At 39.4% G+C, this 17,241-nt stretch carries 17 protein-coding genes and 1 pseudogene; 4 read left to right on the top strand and 14 right to left on the bottom strand.

The window, feature by feature from the left end; all coding sequences use genetic code 11:
* Positions 1–48 precede the first annotated feature (48 nt).
* Complete coding sequence (yutH, locus tag RGF10_RS04405) at positions 49–1,062, bottom strand: spore coat putative kinase YutH (protein WP_318507641.1); 1,014 nt, start codon at positions 1,060–1,062, stop codon at positions 49–51.
* 207 nt (positions 1,063–1,269) lie between these two features.
* Between yutH and RGF10_RS04400 the strand changes: the two genes are divergently transcribed.
* Positions 1,270–1,773 (top strand): phosphatidylglycerophosphatase A family protein, encoded by a 504-nt coding sequence (locus RGF10_RS04400; RefSeq protein ID WP_318507639.1) that lies wholly within the window; start codon positions 1,270–1,272, stop codon positions 1,771–1,773.
* Positions 1,774–2,191: 418 nt separating this feature from the next.
* On the opposite strand, the gene RGF10_RS04395 is transcribed toward RGF10_RS04400, so the two are convergent.
* Positions 2,192–2,959 (bottom strand): TIGR01457 family HAD-type hydrolase, encoded by a 768-nt coding sequence (locus RGF10_RS04395; protein WP_318507638.1) that lies wholly within the window; start codon positions 2,957–2,959, stop codon positions 2,192–2,194.
* Positions 2,960–3,092: 133 nt separating this feature from the next.
* A complete protein-coding gene (locus RGF10_RS04390) occupies positions 3,093–3,530 on the bottom strand; it encodes a DUF86 domain-containing protein (protein ID WP_318507636.1) in 438 nt (145 codons plus the stop codon).
* Between the two features lie 119 nt (positions 3,531–3,649).
* Here RGF10_RS04390 and RGF10_RS04385 point away from each other — a divergent pair, with 119 nt between their 5' ends.
* Positions 3,650–3,916, top strand: a complete 267-nt coding sequence (locus RGF10_RS04385) for a DUF3055 domain-containing protein (RefSeq protein WP_318507634.1) — start codon at positions 3,650–3,652, stop codon at positions 3,914–3,916.
* A gap of 66 nt (positions 3,917–3,982) precedes the next feature.
* Here the strand turns inward: RGF10_RS04385 and RGF10_RS04380 are convergent, their stop codons facing one another.
* The gene (locus tag RGF10_RS04380; protein WP_412176677.1) at positions 3,983–4,267 is read right to left on the bottom strand and encodes a YutD family protein; all 285 of its coding nucleotides are present in this window, start codon (positions 4,265–4,267) and stop codon (positions 3,983–3,985) included.
* Between the two features lie 140 nt (positions 4,268–4,407).
* On the opposite strand from RGF10_RS04380, the gene RGF10_RS04375 reads away from it, so the two are divergent.
* On the top strand, positions 4,408–5,004 hold the full coding sequence (locus RGF10_RS04375) for a YhcN/YlaJ family sporulation lipoprotein (protein WP_318507631.1): 597 nt from the start codon (positions 4,408–4,410) through the stop codon (positions 5,002–5,004).
* A gap of 63 nt (positions 5,005–5,067) precedes the next feature.
* On the opposite strand, the gene lipA is transcribed toward RGF10_RS04375, so the two are convergent.
* The gene (gene lipA, locus RGF10_RS04370; RefSeq protein WP_318507630.1) at positions 5,068–5,991 is read right to left on the bottom strand and encodes a lipoyl synthase; all 924 of its coding nucleotides are present in this window, start codon (positions 5,989–5,991) and stop codon (positions 5,068–5,070) included.
* 208 nt (positions 5,992–6,199) lie between these two features.
* Between lipA and RGF10_RS04365 the strand changes: the two genes are divergently transcribed.
* Complete coding sequence (locus tag RGF10_RS04365) at positions 6,200–7,174, top strand: M23 family metallopeptidase (protein WP_412176712.1); 975 nt, start codon at positions 6,200–6,202, stop codon at positions 7,172–7,174.
* A gap of 34 nt (positions 7,175–7,208) precedes the next feature.
* On the opposite strand, the gene yunB is transcribed toward RGF10_RS04365, so the two are convergent.
* The 9 genes and pseudogenes from yunB to sufC all read right to left on the bottom strand — a co-directional run bounded on the left by yunB (position 7,209) and on the right by sufC (position 16,938).
* Positions 7,209–7,964, bottom strand: a complete 756-nt coding sequence (yunB, locus tag RGF10_RS04360; protein ID WP_318507626.1) for a sporulation protein YunB — start codon at positions 7,962–7,964, stop codon at positions 7,209–7,211.
* Positions 7,965–8,071: 107 nt separating this feature from the next.
* Positions 8,072–8,374 (bottom strand): YunC family protein, encoded by a 303-nt coding sequence (locus RGF10_RS04355; RefSeq protein ID WP_318507625.1) that lies wholly within the window; start codon positions 8,372–8,374, stop codon positions 8,072–8,074.
* A gap of 59 nt (positions 8,375–8,433) precedes the next feature.
* Positions 8,434–9,810: a bifunctional metallophosphatase/5'-nucleotidase gene (locus RGF10_RS04350; RefSeq protein WP_318507623.1), complete on the bottom strand. Its 1,377-nt coding sequence runs from the start codon at positions 9,808–9,810 to the stop codon at positions 8,434–8,436.
* 654 nt (positions 9,811–10,464) lie between these two features.
* On the bottom strand, positions 10,465–11,310 hold the full coding sequence (locus RGF10_RS04345) for a DUF72 domain-containing protein (protein WP_318507621.1): 846 nt from the start codon (positions 11,308–11,310) through the stop codon (positions 10,465–10,467).
* A 208-nt stretch (positions 11,311–11,518) separates the two neighbouring features.
* A pseudogene (gene sufB / locus RGF10_RS04340) lies at positions 11,519–12,918 on the bottom strand (Fe-S cluster assembly protein SufB).
* Positions 12,919–13,168: 250 nt separating this feature from the next.
* Positions 13,169–13,606, bottom strand: a complete 438-nt coding sequence (sufU, locus tag RGF10_RS04335) for a Fe-S cluster assembly sulfur transfer protein SufU (RefSeq protein WP_318507619.1) — start codon at positions 13,604–13,606, stop codon at positions 13,169–13,171.
* Positions 13,596–14,825, bottom strand: a complete 1,230-nt coding sequence (locus tag RGF10_RS04330) for a cysteine desulfurase (RefSeq protein WP_318507618.1) — start codon at positions 14,823–14,825, stop codon at positions 13,596–13,598. Before RGF10_RS04330 ends, sufU begins: the two co-directional genes overlap by 11 nt.
* A complete protein-coding gene (gene sufD, locus RGF10_RS04325; RefSeq protein WP_318507616.1) occupies positions 14,825–16,135 on the bottom strand; it encodes a Fe-S cluster assembly protein SufD in 1,311 nt (436 codons plus the stop codon). The genes RGF10_RS04330 and sufD overlap by 1 nt, the downstream gene beginning before the upstream one ends.
* A gap of 17 nt (positions 16,136–16,152) precedes the next feature.
* Positions 16,153–16,938 carry a Fe-S cluster assembly ATPase SufC gene (sufC, locus tag RGF10_RS04320; protein ID WP_318507615.1) on the bottom strand — a complete coding sequence of 262 codons (786 nt, stop codon included), beginning with the start codon at positions 16,936–16,938 and terminating at the stop codon, positions 16,153–16,155.
* Between the last annotated feature and the right edge of the window lie 303 nt (positions 16,939–17,241).

The following is a 17,241-nucleotide window of genomic DNA, read 5'->3' as shown; positions in this document are numbered from 1 at the left end:
TACTACAAGAAAAGGTTTTCATGAAGTATTATGGATTGAATTTTCAAATTATATCCGTTTCAGCCAATCAAGTTCTGGAATGCGGTACGCTCTAACCGGTGCTTCAACGATTTGATAAAATACTGCTAAAAACTGCTCATACTCACTCGAATGATTTAGTAGCTTTTGCAGTCTGTCTTCTAATGTATGCCTAGTTTGCTCCGTACTAGAAACATAATACCCCTCAATACATTCGAAGTAATGAAGCGGAAAGATCATTCTCGCGTAAAGTAGGCGCCAAGAAAATGGAGAAAGCTTTGAACGGCTTTGATAATCGAAAAAAAATTGTTTAACATCTGGTTCATACGTCTGGCTGTTATGAAAGTATCGTTCCCTTGTCCATTCGGCTAAATCACGACTGCTATGGTCCATAATCCATTCAAACGGATTTTTAAATACCGCTTCTTCACCCCAAGTCGACTCAGAAAAACGCTCATGACATACTGTCCCATGATCAACACTTGTTGGCTTTTCATCTATTTCTGTATCAACAAGATATTGAATTGCATTTTCCGCTAACCCCATATAATACGGGAAGGATTCCATAAACATTTTTTCAAACTCATTTTCTGGATATTGATATATTTTAGAGGACCAAACACCTTCCATTTGATCTAATCTTTTTTCCCAAATTTGCTTCCATTGTCCTAATCGGCTCATTTTATTAATCGGTACTGATAAAGTTCTTCCGCGTTGGTGGAATTTTGCTAGCTTTCGTCCGAGCGGTGATGTTGTTTTTCGTTTCATTCCGCTTCTACAAGCTAATACACAGGCTTTTTCATTTTTCCATTCACTTACTATTTCACCTGTTTTAGAAGGAAAAAACAACGGAACGGTTTTGTCACCTGTGTAGGCCAAATGCTGAGTAATCTTCTGAAGTTCAACAATTTCCTCTTGATCCTGTTTAACTGGATGAATTAATAAATACAGTTGATCGCCTCGTTTGCATGCTGAGTAACGTCCAATCGACAGCTCCTCCTCAGCTTTAATTCCATATTGCTGTTCAAGCCATGGTTGAATCATCCTTTTCACCTCTTTAAAAGGCATTAATAAGCTTTTCCCTATTGTAACTATATGAAATTTTTGCTAAAAACTTGTTTGTAACTTATTATTAATAATGAATAATCAAATTTTTATGGGAAAAGATGTTGGTGAAGCCTGTATTATAGGAGCATATTTTATTAAAAAAACGTATATATATAGGAAAAATACAGAAGAAAAGGTGAGCATATGGAGGAAGAAATTAAAGTCGTAAAAATGTCTGATAAAACGGCTATTAAGCTGTTAAATGACAGAGGAGTCCAAATTGAAGATATTGCAAAATTAGTCTATTACCTCCAAGAAAAATACCATCCTAGTTTAGACATGAAGGATTGCATTCACAATGTTGAGCGCGTCCTAGCTAAGCGGGAGGTTCAGAATGCCATTATTACAGGAATTCAGCTTGATGTGTTAGCTGAGAAAAAGTTATTAGAAGGACCATTACAAGCTATGATTGAAACAGATGAAGGGCTTTATGGTGTTGATGAAATTTTAGCCTTTTCCATCGTCAACGTTTATGGTTCAATCGGCTTTACCAATTATGGATACATTGATAAGCAAAAACCAGGAATTTTACAGGAATTAAACGATAAATCATCAGGTAAAATCCATACGTTTTTAGACGACCTTGTTGGGGCAATTGCAGCAGCTGCCTCAAGCCGATTAGCACACCGCGCAGCCAATGTGGACTAATCGAAAAGCGGAAGCGGCTTGCCCAGGGGCGACAAGCATAAGACGAGCCGGACGGAAGGTTGTTCTTTAACCTTCTGGCCGGAATCGACTTATGACCTCGAGCCCCTAGCCGCTGGAGCTGGACAAATCGAAAAGCGGAAGCAAGGTTAGAAAAAGTGTGTGGCAATTCTTCTGGTTGATACACCCAGGTTGATTAGAGTGGAAGGTGCGAAGACTCCTGCGGGAGCAGTGGGACAGGTGAGACCCCGCAGACGCGTAGCGACGAGGAGGCTCACCGCCCACCCCGCGGAAAGCGAAGCACTTGGAACGGAAATCGACCGGTCAATTAGCATGACAAAATAAAAAATGCCGAGAAAGATACCCTGTCTCGACAATCTGAGGAGGAAATCTGCTTTGCAGTTTCCTCCTTTTCTTATTATTAAAACTCTGTCCACTCATCCAAGGAATTGATGGTGTACGTTGGTTGAATCGTATATCCCTTTAGATGCTCCTTCGTTGTCACCCAGGTGTGAACGAGCAGCGTGTCCAGCCCAGCATTAATTCCAGCCATAATATCGGTTGCATAATTATCGCCGACCATTAACGTTTCTTCCTTTTTCGTCCCTAATACCTTTAACGCTTGTTCCATAATGATGGATTCAGGCTTACCGATAAAAATAGGATTCGTTTCTGTTGATACGGTGATGACGGATGTTAATGCACCGTTACCTGGTAATAGCCCTCTTTCAGTCGGTATCGCTATATCCCCATTAGTGGAAATGAACGTTGCACCATTGCGAATCGCAAGACAAGCTACTGCATATTTTTCATAGCTAATTCCTCTATCAATCCCAATAACGACATAGTCTGCTGTCTCAGAGGCATTTGAAAAGCCCTTCTCCTCTAACGCATGCATAATTCCTTCTTCGCCAATCGCAAAGATAGAAGCATTTTGTTTTTTATCATAAATATAATTTGCTGTTGCTTGGCTTGTCGTAAAAACTTGATTATCCTCTGAGGGAATGCCAAATGACCGGAGTTTTTGTGCGACCTGCTCTGGCGTCCGTGAGGAATTATTCGTCACAAATAAATAAGGAATCCCTTTGTGGTAAAGTTTTTGAACAAACTCGACTGCCTCAATAATTCGCTCTGTCCCACGGTACATCGTTCCGTCTAAATCAATTAGATATCCACTATACTTTTTCATTTACTCACTCCCTCTTGTAGCATATCTTAACCTCTGTGGCTTCAGTCCATTTATAAGGCCCACAGAAATTTCCTCCTTATATGAATACAACAAAACAATGCTCCCAAGTTTGGAAGCATTGTTTATTCCCAGACTAACGTCTAAATGCAGAAACTGGTCCGAGCTCATTTTGCAAATAGTTGCGAACGAGCGGAGCAAATTCCTTTAGGATAGGCAAGGTTTCTGTAAAATCCGTTTGCAATTGTTTATGGTCCACTTCGGTATAGTGCTGAACAAGAATTTTGCGATATGGAATAATTCTCTTTAATGCTAGACTTAGTTCTTGTGTGACTACCTTTTCATCTGTCAAAATATCAATGATGTCTTCGTAGCTACCTGGATCGCGCATAATGAAGCCATCAATAATATCATTCCCAACATCCAATATGGCTTCAATCATGATATGGGGAATTCGCTCAAGTGCAGCTTTTTCATATGGTGTTTCCCAATCTTTCTTTTGCTCGAACAATTCGATTTGTTTTTCTAAATGTACTAAAATCACTTCAATTTTATCTCTATCCACAAAATACATGCAGCTTCATCCTTTCGCTATTTAATTCCGGTTGAAAAGCAAAATTATTTTATTTTTTAAAAAATTTGATAAGATAGGCATATGTACGTATTTTATCGTGTAATTCTTAGGAGGTCATTATGACAAATCGTTACTTTTTATATGATGATAATGAGGAATCTAAAACTCGCTATGTGAGCTTTGTAGGTGATACACAAAGATTTGACTTAGCGATTGTGCAATCACAGCGCTTTTATGGCAAACAATTAGTTCTTGACCTACAAGGAAATCGGTTTGCGATTATCGGTCCTGATGATTTAGAGGAAGAAGGCTATCTCGAGCATGCTTACCAGCTCTCAGAAGAACAGGCAGCTGAACTTCGAGGCTTCCTCTATGAAACCCTCTAAACTGTAGGGAGCCATTTATGAGCATGTAAAATAACGTGGGTCAGATTAAGTATATCTGACCAATTGTTATTTTTTAACTTTTTTCATGACAAAATAAGCACAACCAAAATTGCAGTACTCATATAAGTATTCGGTTAATGTACTGATTTTAGTATCGAATGTTGCCTTTTGATTTTGATCATCAAAAAATCCCTTCAGACGAAGCTGACCATAACCCCAATCTCCAACAATATAGTCGTATTTGTTCAATATGTCGCTATATCTTCCTCTAAAAGCTTCCTCATTAAAACCATCTCGTTGATCCTCAATTACTTCATAACAAACATTATTTATACAAATCACGCTCTCCATCCACCTCACTTTCATAGGAATCTGCCTTAACAAAGTTAGTCTTATTTAAATTATAACTTATTCCCCATCAATTACTAAGAGAAAAAGTGTACTTCTTGGTCATTCTAAACATGAGGAGGTGGATAGAATGATAAAAAACCTTGTATTTGCCAGGGATTTGCGGCATATTCGCGTTAACAGCTTGTACCAATGACAATGCAAGTTTGGGAGCAAATGACCCCTACAAAGAAAGCGGTAATACCATCAATGTCAATAATGACCGTGCTGAGCTATATAACGAAGATGATCATAAAAGTATGCGCGACAAAAGTGAAGATTTTGGTTATGTCAGACATCAACGAAATCCAGTCATGGGAACGAATGCGTCAAGTGATCACTATGCTGCAATTGATCGGGAACAGCTAGCCAAAATCATCAGCCAATTTGAAACCGATGTGCCGAATGTTGATGATGTTTCAACCCTTGTCACAGACGATAAAGTTCTGATTGTCTATAAGACTGATTCAAAGGATCGTTCCTTAACGGCAGATCAAGTTAAACGTACGGCAGCATCTGTCGTACCGAGCTGGTTTGATGTTTACGTCACCGACAATACAAACCTTAGACAGGATGTTGAAAACTTTGCTACCCTCGATGCCGATAGCCGCAATATCGATAGCCTAATGGAAAATATAATTAAGAAAATGTCCTTATCACCGCAAGGAAATGATGACCGCAGTAAAGAAGTGACTGATTAATCCCTTAGTCAAATTCATTTATGATGGCTAAAAAGAGTTCAGCAGTAGCTGAACTCTTTATTATTATGCCTCTTTTGCTTCTTGGGAAACTTCCCCAAGAATTTGCTTTTCCTTTGTTGCACTATTTACCTGTTCATCAGCATGATAGGATGAACGTACAAGAGGCCCAGCTTCACAATGACTAAAGCCTTTTTCGAGGGCAATCTCTTTTAATTCCTGAAATTCTTCAGGACTATAATATTTCTCAACCGCCAAATGTTTTTTTGTAGGTTGTAAATACTGACCAATCGTTAGGATATCCACATGGTTCGCACGTAAATCATCCATTGCCTCGATAATTTCCTCTTTTGTTTCGCCAACACCCACCATAATGCTTGATTTCGTCGGTATATCTGGCTGAAGCTCTTTTGCACGCTGCAGAAGCTCCAATGACCGTTCATAAGTTGCTTTCGAACGAACTCTAGGGGTAAGGCTGCGAACCGTTTCAATGTTGTGATTAAGAATGTCTGGTTTAGCTTCCATAATCATCGCAATATTCTCAGCCACCCCACCCATATCAGATGGCAATACCTCGATGCTCGTAAATGGATTTTTACGGCGAATCGCACGGATTGTTTCCGCAAAAACACCTGCACCACCATCTTTCAAATCATCACGGGCTACTGCCGTAACAACAACATGCTTCAAATTCATGAGTTGAACAGAGTCTGCCACGCGTTCTGGTTCCTGTAAATCTAATTCTGAAGGTAAGCCTGTATTGACCGCACAAAAACGACAGGCACGTGTGCAAATGTCACCAAGAATCATAAAGGTTGCGGTTCTTCTTTCACCCCAGCATTCATGAATATTGGGGCATCTTGCTTCCTCACATACAGTATGTAAGCTTTTTTCCCTCATCATTTTTTTTAATCCGACATAGTTTTCATTTGTATTTAGTTTTATTTTTAACCATTCTGGTTTACGTTGTAATTCTCGTCTTTTACTCATAATTCCACACCCTTCGTACATCTTTCATTTGTCACTGTATCATATTGAAAAATCAAGAACAAGCAACGTGCTCGATTACCATTTATTGATATAAATGATTTTTTACAGAAGCTCACAAAATAAATACGAAACCAAAAAGCAAAAAGTTACATCGTTCTATTTTTACAAAGAGAGGAGGATTGTTGTGCGGCTTGTTCTCTTATTAATTATGCTCGTCTCAAGCTTTTTATTATCATCAAATCAAACCTATGCCAATAACCAAGCACAGGCTGAAAAGTATCAGAACAGAATGGAATTATACAAAAAAGTGGAAGCAATCTCGAATATTCCATGGTATTACCTTGCAGCAATCGATCAATATGAGCGCAGTGTTCGTTTATCACGGAAGGATATTCCGAAAGCTGAAGGTACCATTGCTATTTATTTTAAGCCAGAAGTATGGGCAGGGCTATTAAATCCAAATATTCAGGATAATAATCCTTCATCTATCCAATTCTTTGATGGAATGGGCATGGACGGCAATGGAGATGGAAGGGCTAATCTTCAAGATGATGAAGATGTTTTATATGCCTTTGCCAATTTCCTGTTAAACTACGGTGTAGATCATGAAAACATAAAAATCGGCTTATGGGAGTATTATCATCGAGATAAAACGGTTGGGATTATCATAGGCAAAGCTCAGCTCTATCGCCACTTCGGTCATCTTGCTTTAGATGACCATGCTTTCCCTGTTCCAATTCGAAGCAATTTTAGCTATAAAAACACATGGGGGGATGCTCGTGGATGGGGTGGACGCCGAATCCATGAGGGCACAGATATTTTTGCTGGTTACGGGGTTCCAGTACGCGCTACATCGTATGGAATAATCGAAATGAAGGGCTGGAATAAATATGGTGGCTGGCGCATCGGTATTCGTGACATCAATAATAATTATCACTACTTTGCTCATTTGAGCGGTTTTACTAAAGACTTAAAGGTTGGTCAAGTGGTTGAACCAGGTAAAGTAATTGGTGGTGTCGGCAGCTCAGGCTATGGGCCTCCAGGAACTTCCGGCAAATTCCCTCCTCATCTGCATTATGGCATGTATAAGGACAATGGCTATACCGAATGGTCGTATGATCCTTTTCCTCATTTAAAGCTTTGGGAAAGGCAGGACAGGCTTAAAGCTCGTAAAAACAGATAACAGGACTCCTTCAAAGGGAAGTCCTGTTTTTTTATTATTTTTTATCAGGCAATTGCAATGCTGGTGACGATCCCCCGTTGCCATTATTATAGTACTGAGGAACATTTCCTTTCATAATAAACATACCGACTGGAATATTTTCATCAATGGTCGTAACCTTTGTCGCAAAAGGAATAATGATTTGAACATTTACGATAAGATGAACATATACCTGAACATATGCATTATTAATTCCAAAATCTTTAATGCTTGTCTTTACATCTGAACGAACATCTCCAATCGCCGTAAAACGAATCGGGATTTTAGGCCCTAAATTTCCGAGTAATGCATTATTCGTTGCTTGCCCAAGTGGAACGTAGTAAACAATCCCCTCCACATCGTTCTTATCTGCTTTCTCAAATTCCACATCAGTTAATAGTTCTAGCTCAGACAGGTTGCCACTCTCGGCATCCTTTAAATTCTTTTGAATAAGATGGGTTGTTTCGGCCTTAACGCGATTAACAATTTCTGCATTTAACTTTGACATGCCCTCTTGATCTGGAACTGTTTCAATAATGTTTTCAATTTCCATTTCATTGGCAATTTTTTTATTAATCGCATTGCTAATAACAAGCGTGGCAATCTTCCGTGTTTGTGATTCTGCGTAACTAATCAATGTTGGTTTTAATCCCTCATTGACCAGCCATAAACCCATAGCTGTTGAAAAAGTAAAAAAGACAATCGTAAGTAAAAAGACATATCGAAAAGGCAGAGGACCTCTTCGCCGAAGTGGACCTCGAATTCTTGGCAAAATAAATCCCTCCTTACATTGCTATATTTATGCAAGAAAGGAGGGAACTAGCGCAAAAAAGTAAATTTTCTATTTATATATATCCGAAAGGTTCATCATGCTTGTTTTTACACCATTTTCAAAAGTGCATCTCGACCGATCATACCCTTTGTAATCCCTATTTCTTCAGCTTCAAAGGTTACGGATTCTAGCGGTGCATCAAGGAGCTGCTCAAGTGTTTTGACACCAACTGCTCGCCCAGCAATGATTTTCCTATCCTTTAACTTTTCGTTAAGCAAGCCCACGTCTAGTGCACCACACATGATATACCCTTTATCATTGGAAACCACCAGCAACGTAGTTTTCGGAAGTTTTACTGAAACACCAACAAAGGTATGACCCTTTATTTCAATCGGTAACAGTTCTATCAATTTTTCACACTCCTTCCTGTCTTATTTTATGAGCATGAAGGAATGGATGTGTATAGTTTCTAATTCGAAATTTTACTTGTTTTTAACTTCCATTCAAGCAGATCTCTCATAAATTCTGGAAGGAAATAGTTTTTATTTTTCGAACGGAAGATTTCCGGAAAAAAGCGGCCAAATGTAAACATATCGGGAATAGCAACTTTATACTGCTTTGACGGATTAAGCATTTCATCATCAATCATAATTTCAATTCCATGCTTAGATCGATTAAAGGATATTCCACTGTAAATGAATGCGCCCATTACCACCCCGCGGAAACCCAATCCTCTTATTTGAAGGTGTGGCCATTGTTCATCCATCGTATGCAGAAGGACTTCCCTTAATTCGCTTCCATTCAGCAACACGGTTGACGGATTAATCGGATGTGGGCAGATCTCAAGTAAATCAAAGCGGGTAATCGTACCTTTTTTTAATCCATCTAGCAATAGTCCTGAATTGATAAAGGCACAATCTGCCTCACACCATTCGCGCAGGGCATCACATAGCATCGTTGGCAGAGGCGATGCTTGAAAGGAATCAGAATTCAAATCCTTGTCTAGCTCGACTACTTTTTCTGTTAGGAGCTGCTTCCCTTCCTGATAAAAATGAGAAATCATCTCTTTTTCTCGATTGACTTCAGGTAATTCATTACTATCGTAAATAAGTGCTTTTCGCTTTTGAATTTCGTTATTTTCCAGTTCAAGAATGACATGGCCTACAAATTGCCCATATTTTCCTGCGGCACAAATGAGGCTGTTGTCGATGATTTTCCCTTCATGCAAAACATGATGAGTATGTGCTCCTAAGATCACATCAATTTCTGGAAATTGAGTGGCAATCGTTTCATCCTCATTGATTCCTAAATGCGATAATAGAACAATTACATCCGTTTCGTCTTTGAGCTCGTCTATTTGATGTCTTAATTCAATAAAAGGATCGGTAATCTTCCAACCTAATAATTGATAAAGATGTTCATAAAAAACGGTCAATCCAATTAAACCAATTCGGGTTCCCTTTTTTGTCGTTAGGATGGTGTTCGGTTTTGCCCACTGAGGTCGACTGCCATCCTTGTAATAAAGATTCGCAGCCAGAACAGGAAAAGCTGCACGACTATACATTGTGTTGAGTGCCTCGAACGGAAAGGTTATTCCTTCGTTATTACCGATTGTGATTGCACTATAATCGGCTTCATTTAGCAGACTGACATTCCCTTTGCCCATTGTTCCATCAGAATAGGGGTGAAATCGGTCAACATGGTCACCAATATCAAAAAGGTAAACCTCATCACCTACTTGTGCGTGCCACTCTTTTCTTTGTTTAAGGAAGGTATGGATTCTTGGCCAATGTTCAAAATGGCTATGTAAATCATTTGTGTGATATATATGGATGATTTCCATCATCAATCATTCCTTTTTTCAGTAGGGTTATGGTTGAACATTTTTGGAGTAGCTTTTCTCTTTGGGTTGAACGCCAATCTCTAACACAGGCTACAAGCAAGATGTGCATATCAAGGAAAAGTCGTGCATATCCCAAAGTAAATGAGCATAAATTTCAAAAGTTGAATCATATATTGAAAAAGTTGAATCATATATTTTTGAGCTTGTATCATATACACATCTAAACGTGCATAAAGGACTAAAGTTGTGCATTTATTTAAGCGAAAGCTGTTTTTTTAAGTAACAAAGAGTAATTTTTTTCAAAATCAGCCTCATTTTTCCCGAAAAACTAGAAAAACTGATCGGAAGATAAACATTTTTGCAGCATATACAAACAATCACATAATAACTTCAGAAAAAAGTGTATTTCTTCTAGAAGTAGTTTGCATAATTCGCCTTCATTTTTACCCTACCAACACAGCTTTTTATTAAAATAGCTGTGTTAAATTTGAATGTTGATTTCCGCTTCAGGCACTTCGCTTTCCGTGGGGCTAGTTGGGAGCCTCCTCGGCGCTTTCGCGCCTGTGGGGTCTCCCATACCAGCTACTCCCGCAGGAGTCTTCGTGCCTTCCACTCCAATCAACTTACGAAAAACAACAATAACCTTTAACACAGCCATTAAAATAAATCCAGCTGTCTGGGGCCTAAATCATTATATGTAATCGATAATATATTAATCATTTGCTTCGCATTATCGGCCGCATCTCCACCTGAGTTATTATTAAATAATGCATACACTGTTTTTGCTTGAGTTTGTAATTTCTTTAGATTCTCGCCCCACTCATGTAATTCCTGCTCGTTATAACGATATAAATAACGAACATCTCGCCAATCCTGGCCGTTCCGTTGGTTTTTATTCCAGCCATAGACATTTCGTCCGTGAAAGCGAACCAGCACCTTTTCAAGGTTGACCACTTCTAAAACAGTTGGAATTGATGAAATACCTGCCTGCGGTTCATCACAGATGCTATGAATCCAGCCCTCTTGTTTCATAAAATCGAGCGTTTTTGGAGTAAATTCAGCTGAAAACCAAGAGCGATGTCGAAATTCAAGTGCACATGGTATGTCACCCATTGTACTTTTACACCAGCGTAAATAGTCAACATTTTCACGTTTGCAGTCAAACCACGGGGGAAATTGAAACAGGACCATTGCCAATTTATGCTGATAGGGCTCTAGTGAATCAATAAAAGTTGCAAACATTTCCTGTTTATTTTGAAATGGAATCGGACCGCGCATATGTCCAGTCATGCCCTGATAGGCTTTGACAATAAATTGAAAGGAATCTGGTGTTTCTTTTACCCATCTCGCAACAGTTTGCTTAGGCTGGATCGCATAAAAAGACGAATCGACTTCAACAGTTGGAAAGTAACCTCCATATTCACGCAACTTGTCTCGTGGAGATAAGTTTGACGCATATAAGCTATCATGGTCGCCCCAGCCTGTTAATCCGATTAAAATCATTTTATGCACCTCCTATAGTTCATGATAGCATAACAAATTGTGAGAAAAACAATGATATGGACTGTTGTTTTACTTGCCAGTTTTGGAGGATTACTTGCCATTTTGATGTTTTACTTGCCAGTTTTGAAAATTTACTTGCCAACGGTTTTATTTAATGTTAAAAATCCGCTCACCAACATGGTAAGCGGACCTTATACTTAAATATATTTTAGCCGATAGAACCTTCCATCTCGAACTTAATCAAGCGGTTCATTTCTACTGCGTATTCCATTGGAAGTTCTTTAGTAAATGGCTCGATGAAGCCCATTACGATCATTTCAGTTGCTTCCTGCTCAGAAATACCGCGGCTCATTAGGTAGAATAGTTGTTCTTCAGATACTTTTGAAACCTTCGCTTCGTGCTCAAGTGAAATATTATCGTTAAAGATTTCATTGTATGGAATGGTATCGGATGTTGATTGATTATCCATGATCAATGTATCGCACTCAATATTTGCACGGGCACCATCGGCTTTACGGCCAAAATGGACGATTCCACGATAAGTAACTTTACCGCCATGCTTCGAAATTGATTTCGAAACGATTGTAGAAGATGTATTTGGTGCTAAGTGAATCATTTTTGCACCAGCATCCTGATGTTGGCCTTTTCCTGCAATTGCGATAGAAAGGGTCATACCACGAGCACCTTCTCCTTTTAAAATAACGGCAGGGTATTTCATCGTTAACTTGGAACCGATGTTTCCATCAATCCATTCCATTGTTGCATTTTCTTCACAAACTGCACGCTTCGTAACAAGGTTAAATACATTGTTCGCCCAGTTTTGAATCGTAGTGTAACGGCAGTATGCGCCCTTTTTAATAATGATTTCTACAACGGCACTATGAAGTGAATTGGTTGTATAAACCAGGTGCAGTACAGCCCTCAACATAATGAACATGCGCGCCTTCATCGACAATGATTAGCGTACGCTCGAACTGACCCATATTTTCAGAGTTAATTCGGAAGTAAGCTTGAAGTGGAGTGTCCACCTTTACGCCTTTTGGTACGTAAATGAAAGATCCACCAGACCAAACTGCAGAGTTTAATGCTGAGAATTTGTTATCTGTTGGTGGAATGACTTTTGCCCAATGCTCGCGGAAAATATCTTCATTTTCACGAAGAGCAGAATCCGTGTCCTTGAACACAATCCCAAGTGCTTCTAAGTCTTCCTTCATGTTATGATAAACAACCTCTGATTCATACTGTGCAGATACACCTGCTAAGTACTTTTGTTCAGCTTCCAGGAATACCAAGCTTATCAAAAGTTTGCTTAATTTCTTCAGGAACTTCATCCCAAGATTTTTCAGACTTCTCAGATGGTTTTACGTAATACGTAATTTCATCAAAGTTTAATGAAGCCATATCACCGCCCCACTGAGGCATTGGCATATTGTAAAAGTGTTCTAACGATTTTAAGCGGAAATCAAGCATCCACTGAGGCTCGTTCTTCATTTTTGAAATTTCCTCAACAATTTCACGGGTTAAACCGCGTTTTGATCGGAAAATGGAAACGTCTTTATCGGCGAAACCATATTTATAATCACCGATTTCAGGCATTTTTTTAGCCATCGTCGAATTCCTCCATTCGATTTGCAGTCACCCTCTGAGGGAATCATGCTTTACATTTTGGTTCTGTTAAACTTGGCTGTTGATTTCCGATTCAGGCACTCAGCGCCGCGCGGGGCGGTCCGGAAGTCTCCTCGTCGCTACGCGCCTGCGGGGTCTCCCAAGACCAGCTCCTCCCGCAGGAGTCTCGTGCCTTCCGCTCCAATCAACAAGTGTTCAAATCATCTATAATAAGGATTTCCGTTGAAAAACTTTATTTACCTTCTTCTTCGAGACCCTTCTCCATTGCCTTCCATGCTAGAGTTGCGCATTTAATTCGTGCAGGGAATTTACAAACACCTTGCAAGGCTTCGATGTCACCAAGGTCTAAGCTTTCATCATATTCTTTCCCCTGCATGATATTTGAAAACGCATGGGAAATCTTAATTGCGTCATTGATGGTTTTGTTCTTAATCGCTTGTGTCATCATTGAAGCAGATGACATTGAAATCGAACAGCCCTCTCCCTCAAACTTCGCATTAACAACTATACCGTTCTCTACCTTCATCGTTAAGCGAATTCGGTCGCCACAGGTTGGATTGTTCATGTTAACTGTTAGGCTTCCGTCTTCTAAAACACCTTTGTTACGAGGGTTTTTATAATGATCCATAATGACTTGACGATAAAGGGTATCTAAATTATTAAAAGACATCGCTAAAATACTCCTTTGTTTTAACAAGCCCAGTAACGAGCTTATCAATATCCTCTTCCGTATTATACAAATAGAAGCTAGCCCGAGCTGTTGCAGATGCCTTTAACCATTTCATTAAAGGTTGAGCACAGTGATGTCCTGCTCGAACCGCAATACCTTCTGCGTCAAGAACCGTTGCGACATCATGTGGATGTACATCATCTAAATTAAAGGTGATAACTCCAGCCCGATTTTTTGGATCCTTTGGACCGTAAATTGTGATTCCGTCAATTGTTGACATTTTTTCTAAAGCATATGCTGCTAGTTTATGTTCATGCTCGAGGATACGATCCAATCCAACCTCTTGCAAGAAGTCAATTGCTGCTCCTAAGCCAATTGCTCCAGCGATAATCGGAGTACCGCCTTCAAACTTCCAAGGTAGCTCTTTCCAAGTGGAATCGTATAGATCAACGAAATCAATCATTTCCCCACCAAACTCAATTGGTTCCATTTTATCTAGTAATTCTTTTTTACCGTATAGTACACCGATACCAGTTGGGCCGCACATCTTGTGACCAGAGAAAGCTAAGAAATCGCAATCTAAATCCTGTACATCGACCTTCATATGCGGAATACTTTGTGCACCGTCGACTACCATTATTGCGCCATTTTCATGAGCAATTTTGGCGATTTCCTTGATCGGATTAATTGTACCAAGAACGTTTGACACCTGCATGACCGATACGATTTTTGTATTTGGTGTAATCGTAGCGCGAACATCGTCTAATGAAAGCGTGCCATCTTGTTGAAGCGGAAAATACTTCAAGGTAGCGCCAGTTTGCTTCGCCACTTGCTGCCAAGGAATGATGTTACTGTGGTGCTCCATATAGGTAATGATAATTTCATCGCCCTCTTTAAGGTTCGCGCCACCGTAGCTTCTAGCGACCGTGTTCAATGAGGTGGTTGTTCCACGAGTAAAAACAATTTCCTGCATCGATTTCGCATTGATAAATTTCCGAACCTTTTCACGAGCGCCTTCATAACCATCGGTAGCTCTAGTGCCAAGCGTGTGTACCCCGCGATGGACATTCGAGTTGTATTCGCGATAATAGCGGTTAATAGACTCAATTACCTGTACTGGCTTTTGCGATGTTGCTGCACTGTCTAAATAAACAAGTGGATGACCGTTTACTTCCTGATCTAATATTGGAAACAATTTACGGATCTCTTGGTTGTTCATTATTTTACTTTCCTTTCAATCACTTCAACAAGTTGCTTCTTAACCCCTTCAATTGGTAGTTCATTAACAACCGGTGCTAAGAAACCATGAATGATTAGGCGTTCTGCCTCTTTTTTCTGAATTCCACGGCTCATTAAATAATACAATTGAACAGGGTCTACTCGGCCTACAGATGCTGCGTGACCTGCCATTACATCATCTTCATCAATTAATAAAATTGGGTTCGCATCGCCTCGTGCCTTTTCACTTAACATCAATACGCGAGATTCCTGCTCTGCATTTGATTTTGAAGCACCATGTTCGATTTTTCCAATTCCATTAAACACGGATGAAGCGCTATCCTTCATAACTCCGTGCTTTAAAATGTGACCAGTCGTGTTCTTCCCAAAATGAACAATGCTTGTTGTAAAGTTTTGTGTCTGTTCGCCGCGACCAACAACAACGGTTTTCGATTCACCAGTTGACCCATCACCGAGCAGATTGGTTGTGTTTTCAGAAATCGTATTTCCATCATTCATTAAACCTAGCGCCCATTCAATCCGTGCATCCTTCTGAGCAACTCCACGACGATTGACATAGGTTGTCACACCTTGTGCTAGCGTATCAACGGCACCATATTGAACTCTAGAATTACCATTTGCAATCACTTCTGTTACAAGATTGAAAATTCCAGTTGCATGGTCAACCGTAGAAATGTAGTTCTCAACATACGTTACAGAGCTGTTGTCCTCTGCTACAACAAGAACGTGATTAAATAGATTCGCATCGGCATCATCATGTAGGTATACAGCTTGAATTGGTTGAGTTACTTCTACATTTTTCGGGATGTAAAGGAATGTACCACCATTCAAATAGGCTGCATGAATTGCTGTTAAACGATGCTCATCCACCTTTACACCGTTTTTCATAATGAAACGGCGTAGCAAATCACCATGCTCACGAGCAGCACTGAAAATATCAGTGAAAATAACGCCAGCGTCAATTAATTCCTGTGATAGTACTAAGAAAGCTGGGCGATTATTGCGTTGAATATATAAATTTTTAGAAGTAGACTCTAGATCGATTAATGCTTTTACTTCCTCTGGTAGATCTTCTAGGGAAGCAAAATCCTCACTGCTAACGATGTGCTTAGAAAAATCAGTAAAATTCCATTTATCGATTTTTGTTTTATCCGGCTTTGGCATTGGCAATGCTTGTGCTTGTGTCAACGCCTGCAAACGAAAGTCTGTTAACCAATCAGGCTCATTCATCTCTTTTGAAAAAGAACGAACATAGTCCTGATCAAAAGGTAATTTTATTTCAGTTGTCATGTTAATCCCCCCAACGCTTACGCTTCTTGCTCAACTGTTTCGTCTTCAATTCCTAGCTCTTGCTTGATCCAGTCGTATCCTTCTGCTTCTAAGCGTTGTGCTAATTCAGGGCCACCAGATTTAACGATACGGCCTTGCATCATCACGTGAACGAAGTCAGGAGTAATATAATTTAAAAGGCGTTGATAGTGTGTAATCACTAAACAGCCAAAGTTTTCGCCGCGCATTTCATTGATTCCCTTTGAAACTACCTTTAAAGCATCAATATCCAAACCAGAATCAATTTCATCTAAGATAGCAATTTTCGGTTGGATCATCATTAATTGAAGAATTTCATTACGTTTTTTCTCTCCACCTGAGAATCCTTCATTTAAGTAACGTTGTGCCATGTTTGGATCCATTTCAAGGAATTCCATTTTTTTATCCATATCACGGATAAATTTCATTAAAGAAACTTCATTTCCTTCTTCACGACGGCTGTTGACTGCTGAGCGTAAAAAGTCTGCATTTGTTACGCCGTTAATCTCACTTGGATACTGCATAGCGAGAAATAGACCTGCGCGTGCACGTTCGTCAACTTCCATTTCCAATACGTCTTGTCCGTCTAACTCAATTGTGCCTTGTGTTACTTCGTATTTAGGGTGACCCATGATGCTTGAGGAAAGGGTTGATTTACCTGTACCGTTCGGTCCCATAATAGCGTGGATTTCTCCGCCTTTGATTTCTAGATTTACACCCTTTAGAATTTCCTTCTCTTCAATCGCAACATGAAGATCTGTAATTTTTAACGTTGATCCTGCCATTATATATACCTCCATCACTATATATCATCCAGCAAAAACTGCTGAATTTTTTCATTCTCAGTTTATTCTCATTACAATCTTATAACAAATCGAATTTGTTAGCAACACTTTAGCAGTAATAACAAAAGTCCTTTATAAAGAACAAAAATTGGCTTATCATGTCTATCTTTTCCGAATTACCTCTTTTCATGTATCAGCATTAAGATCAATAAAATGAATTTCCTTTTCTATTCTATCAAAAAATTAGAAATGGTGCCGCTTACTATTCTTCTATATTATAAGGATTTTGGTTTTTATTCCTTG

It is taken from the genome of Bacillus sp. T3, assembly GCF_033449965.1.
Taxonomy (GTDB): domain Bacteria; phylum Bacillota; class Bacilli; order Bacillales; family Cytobacillaceae; genus Bacillus_BU.
Note: the sequence above shows the minus strand (reverse complement) of the source record. Positions and strands in the feature narration are given on the sequence as shown.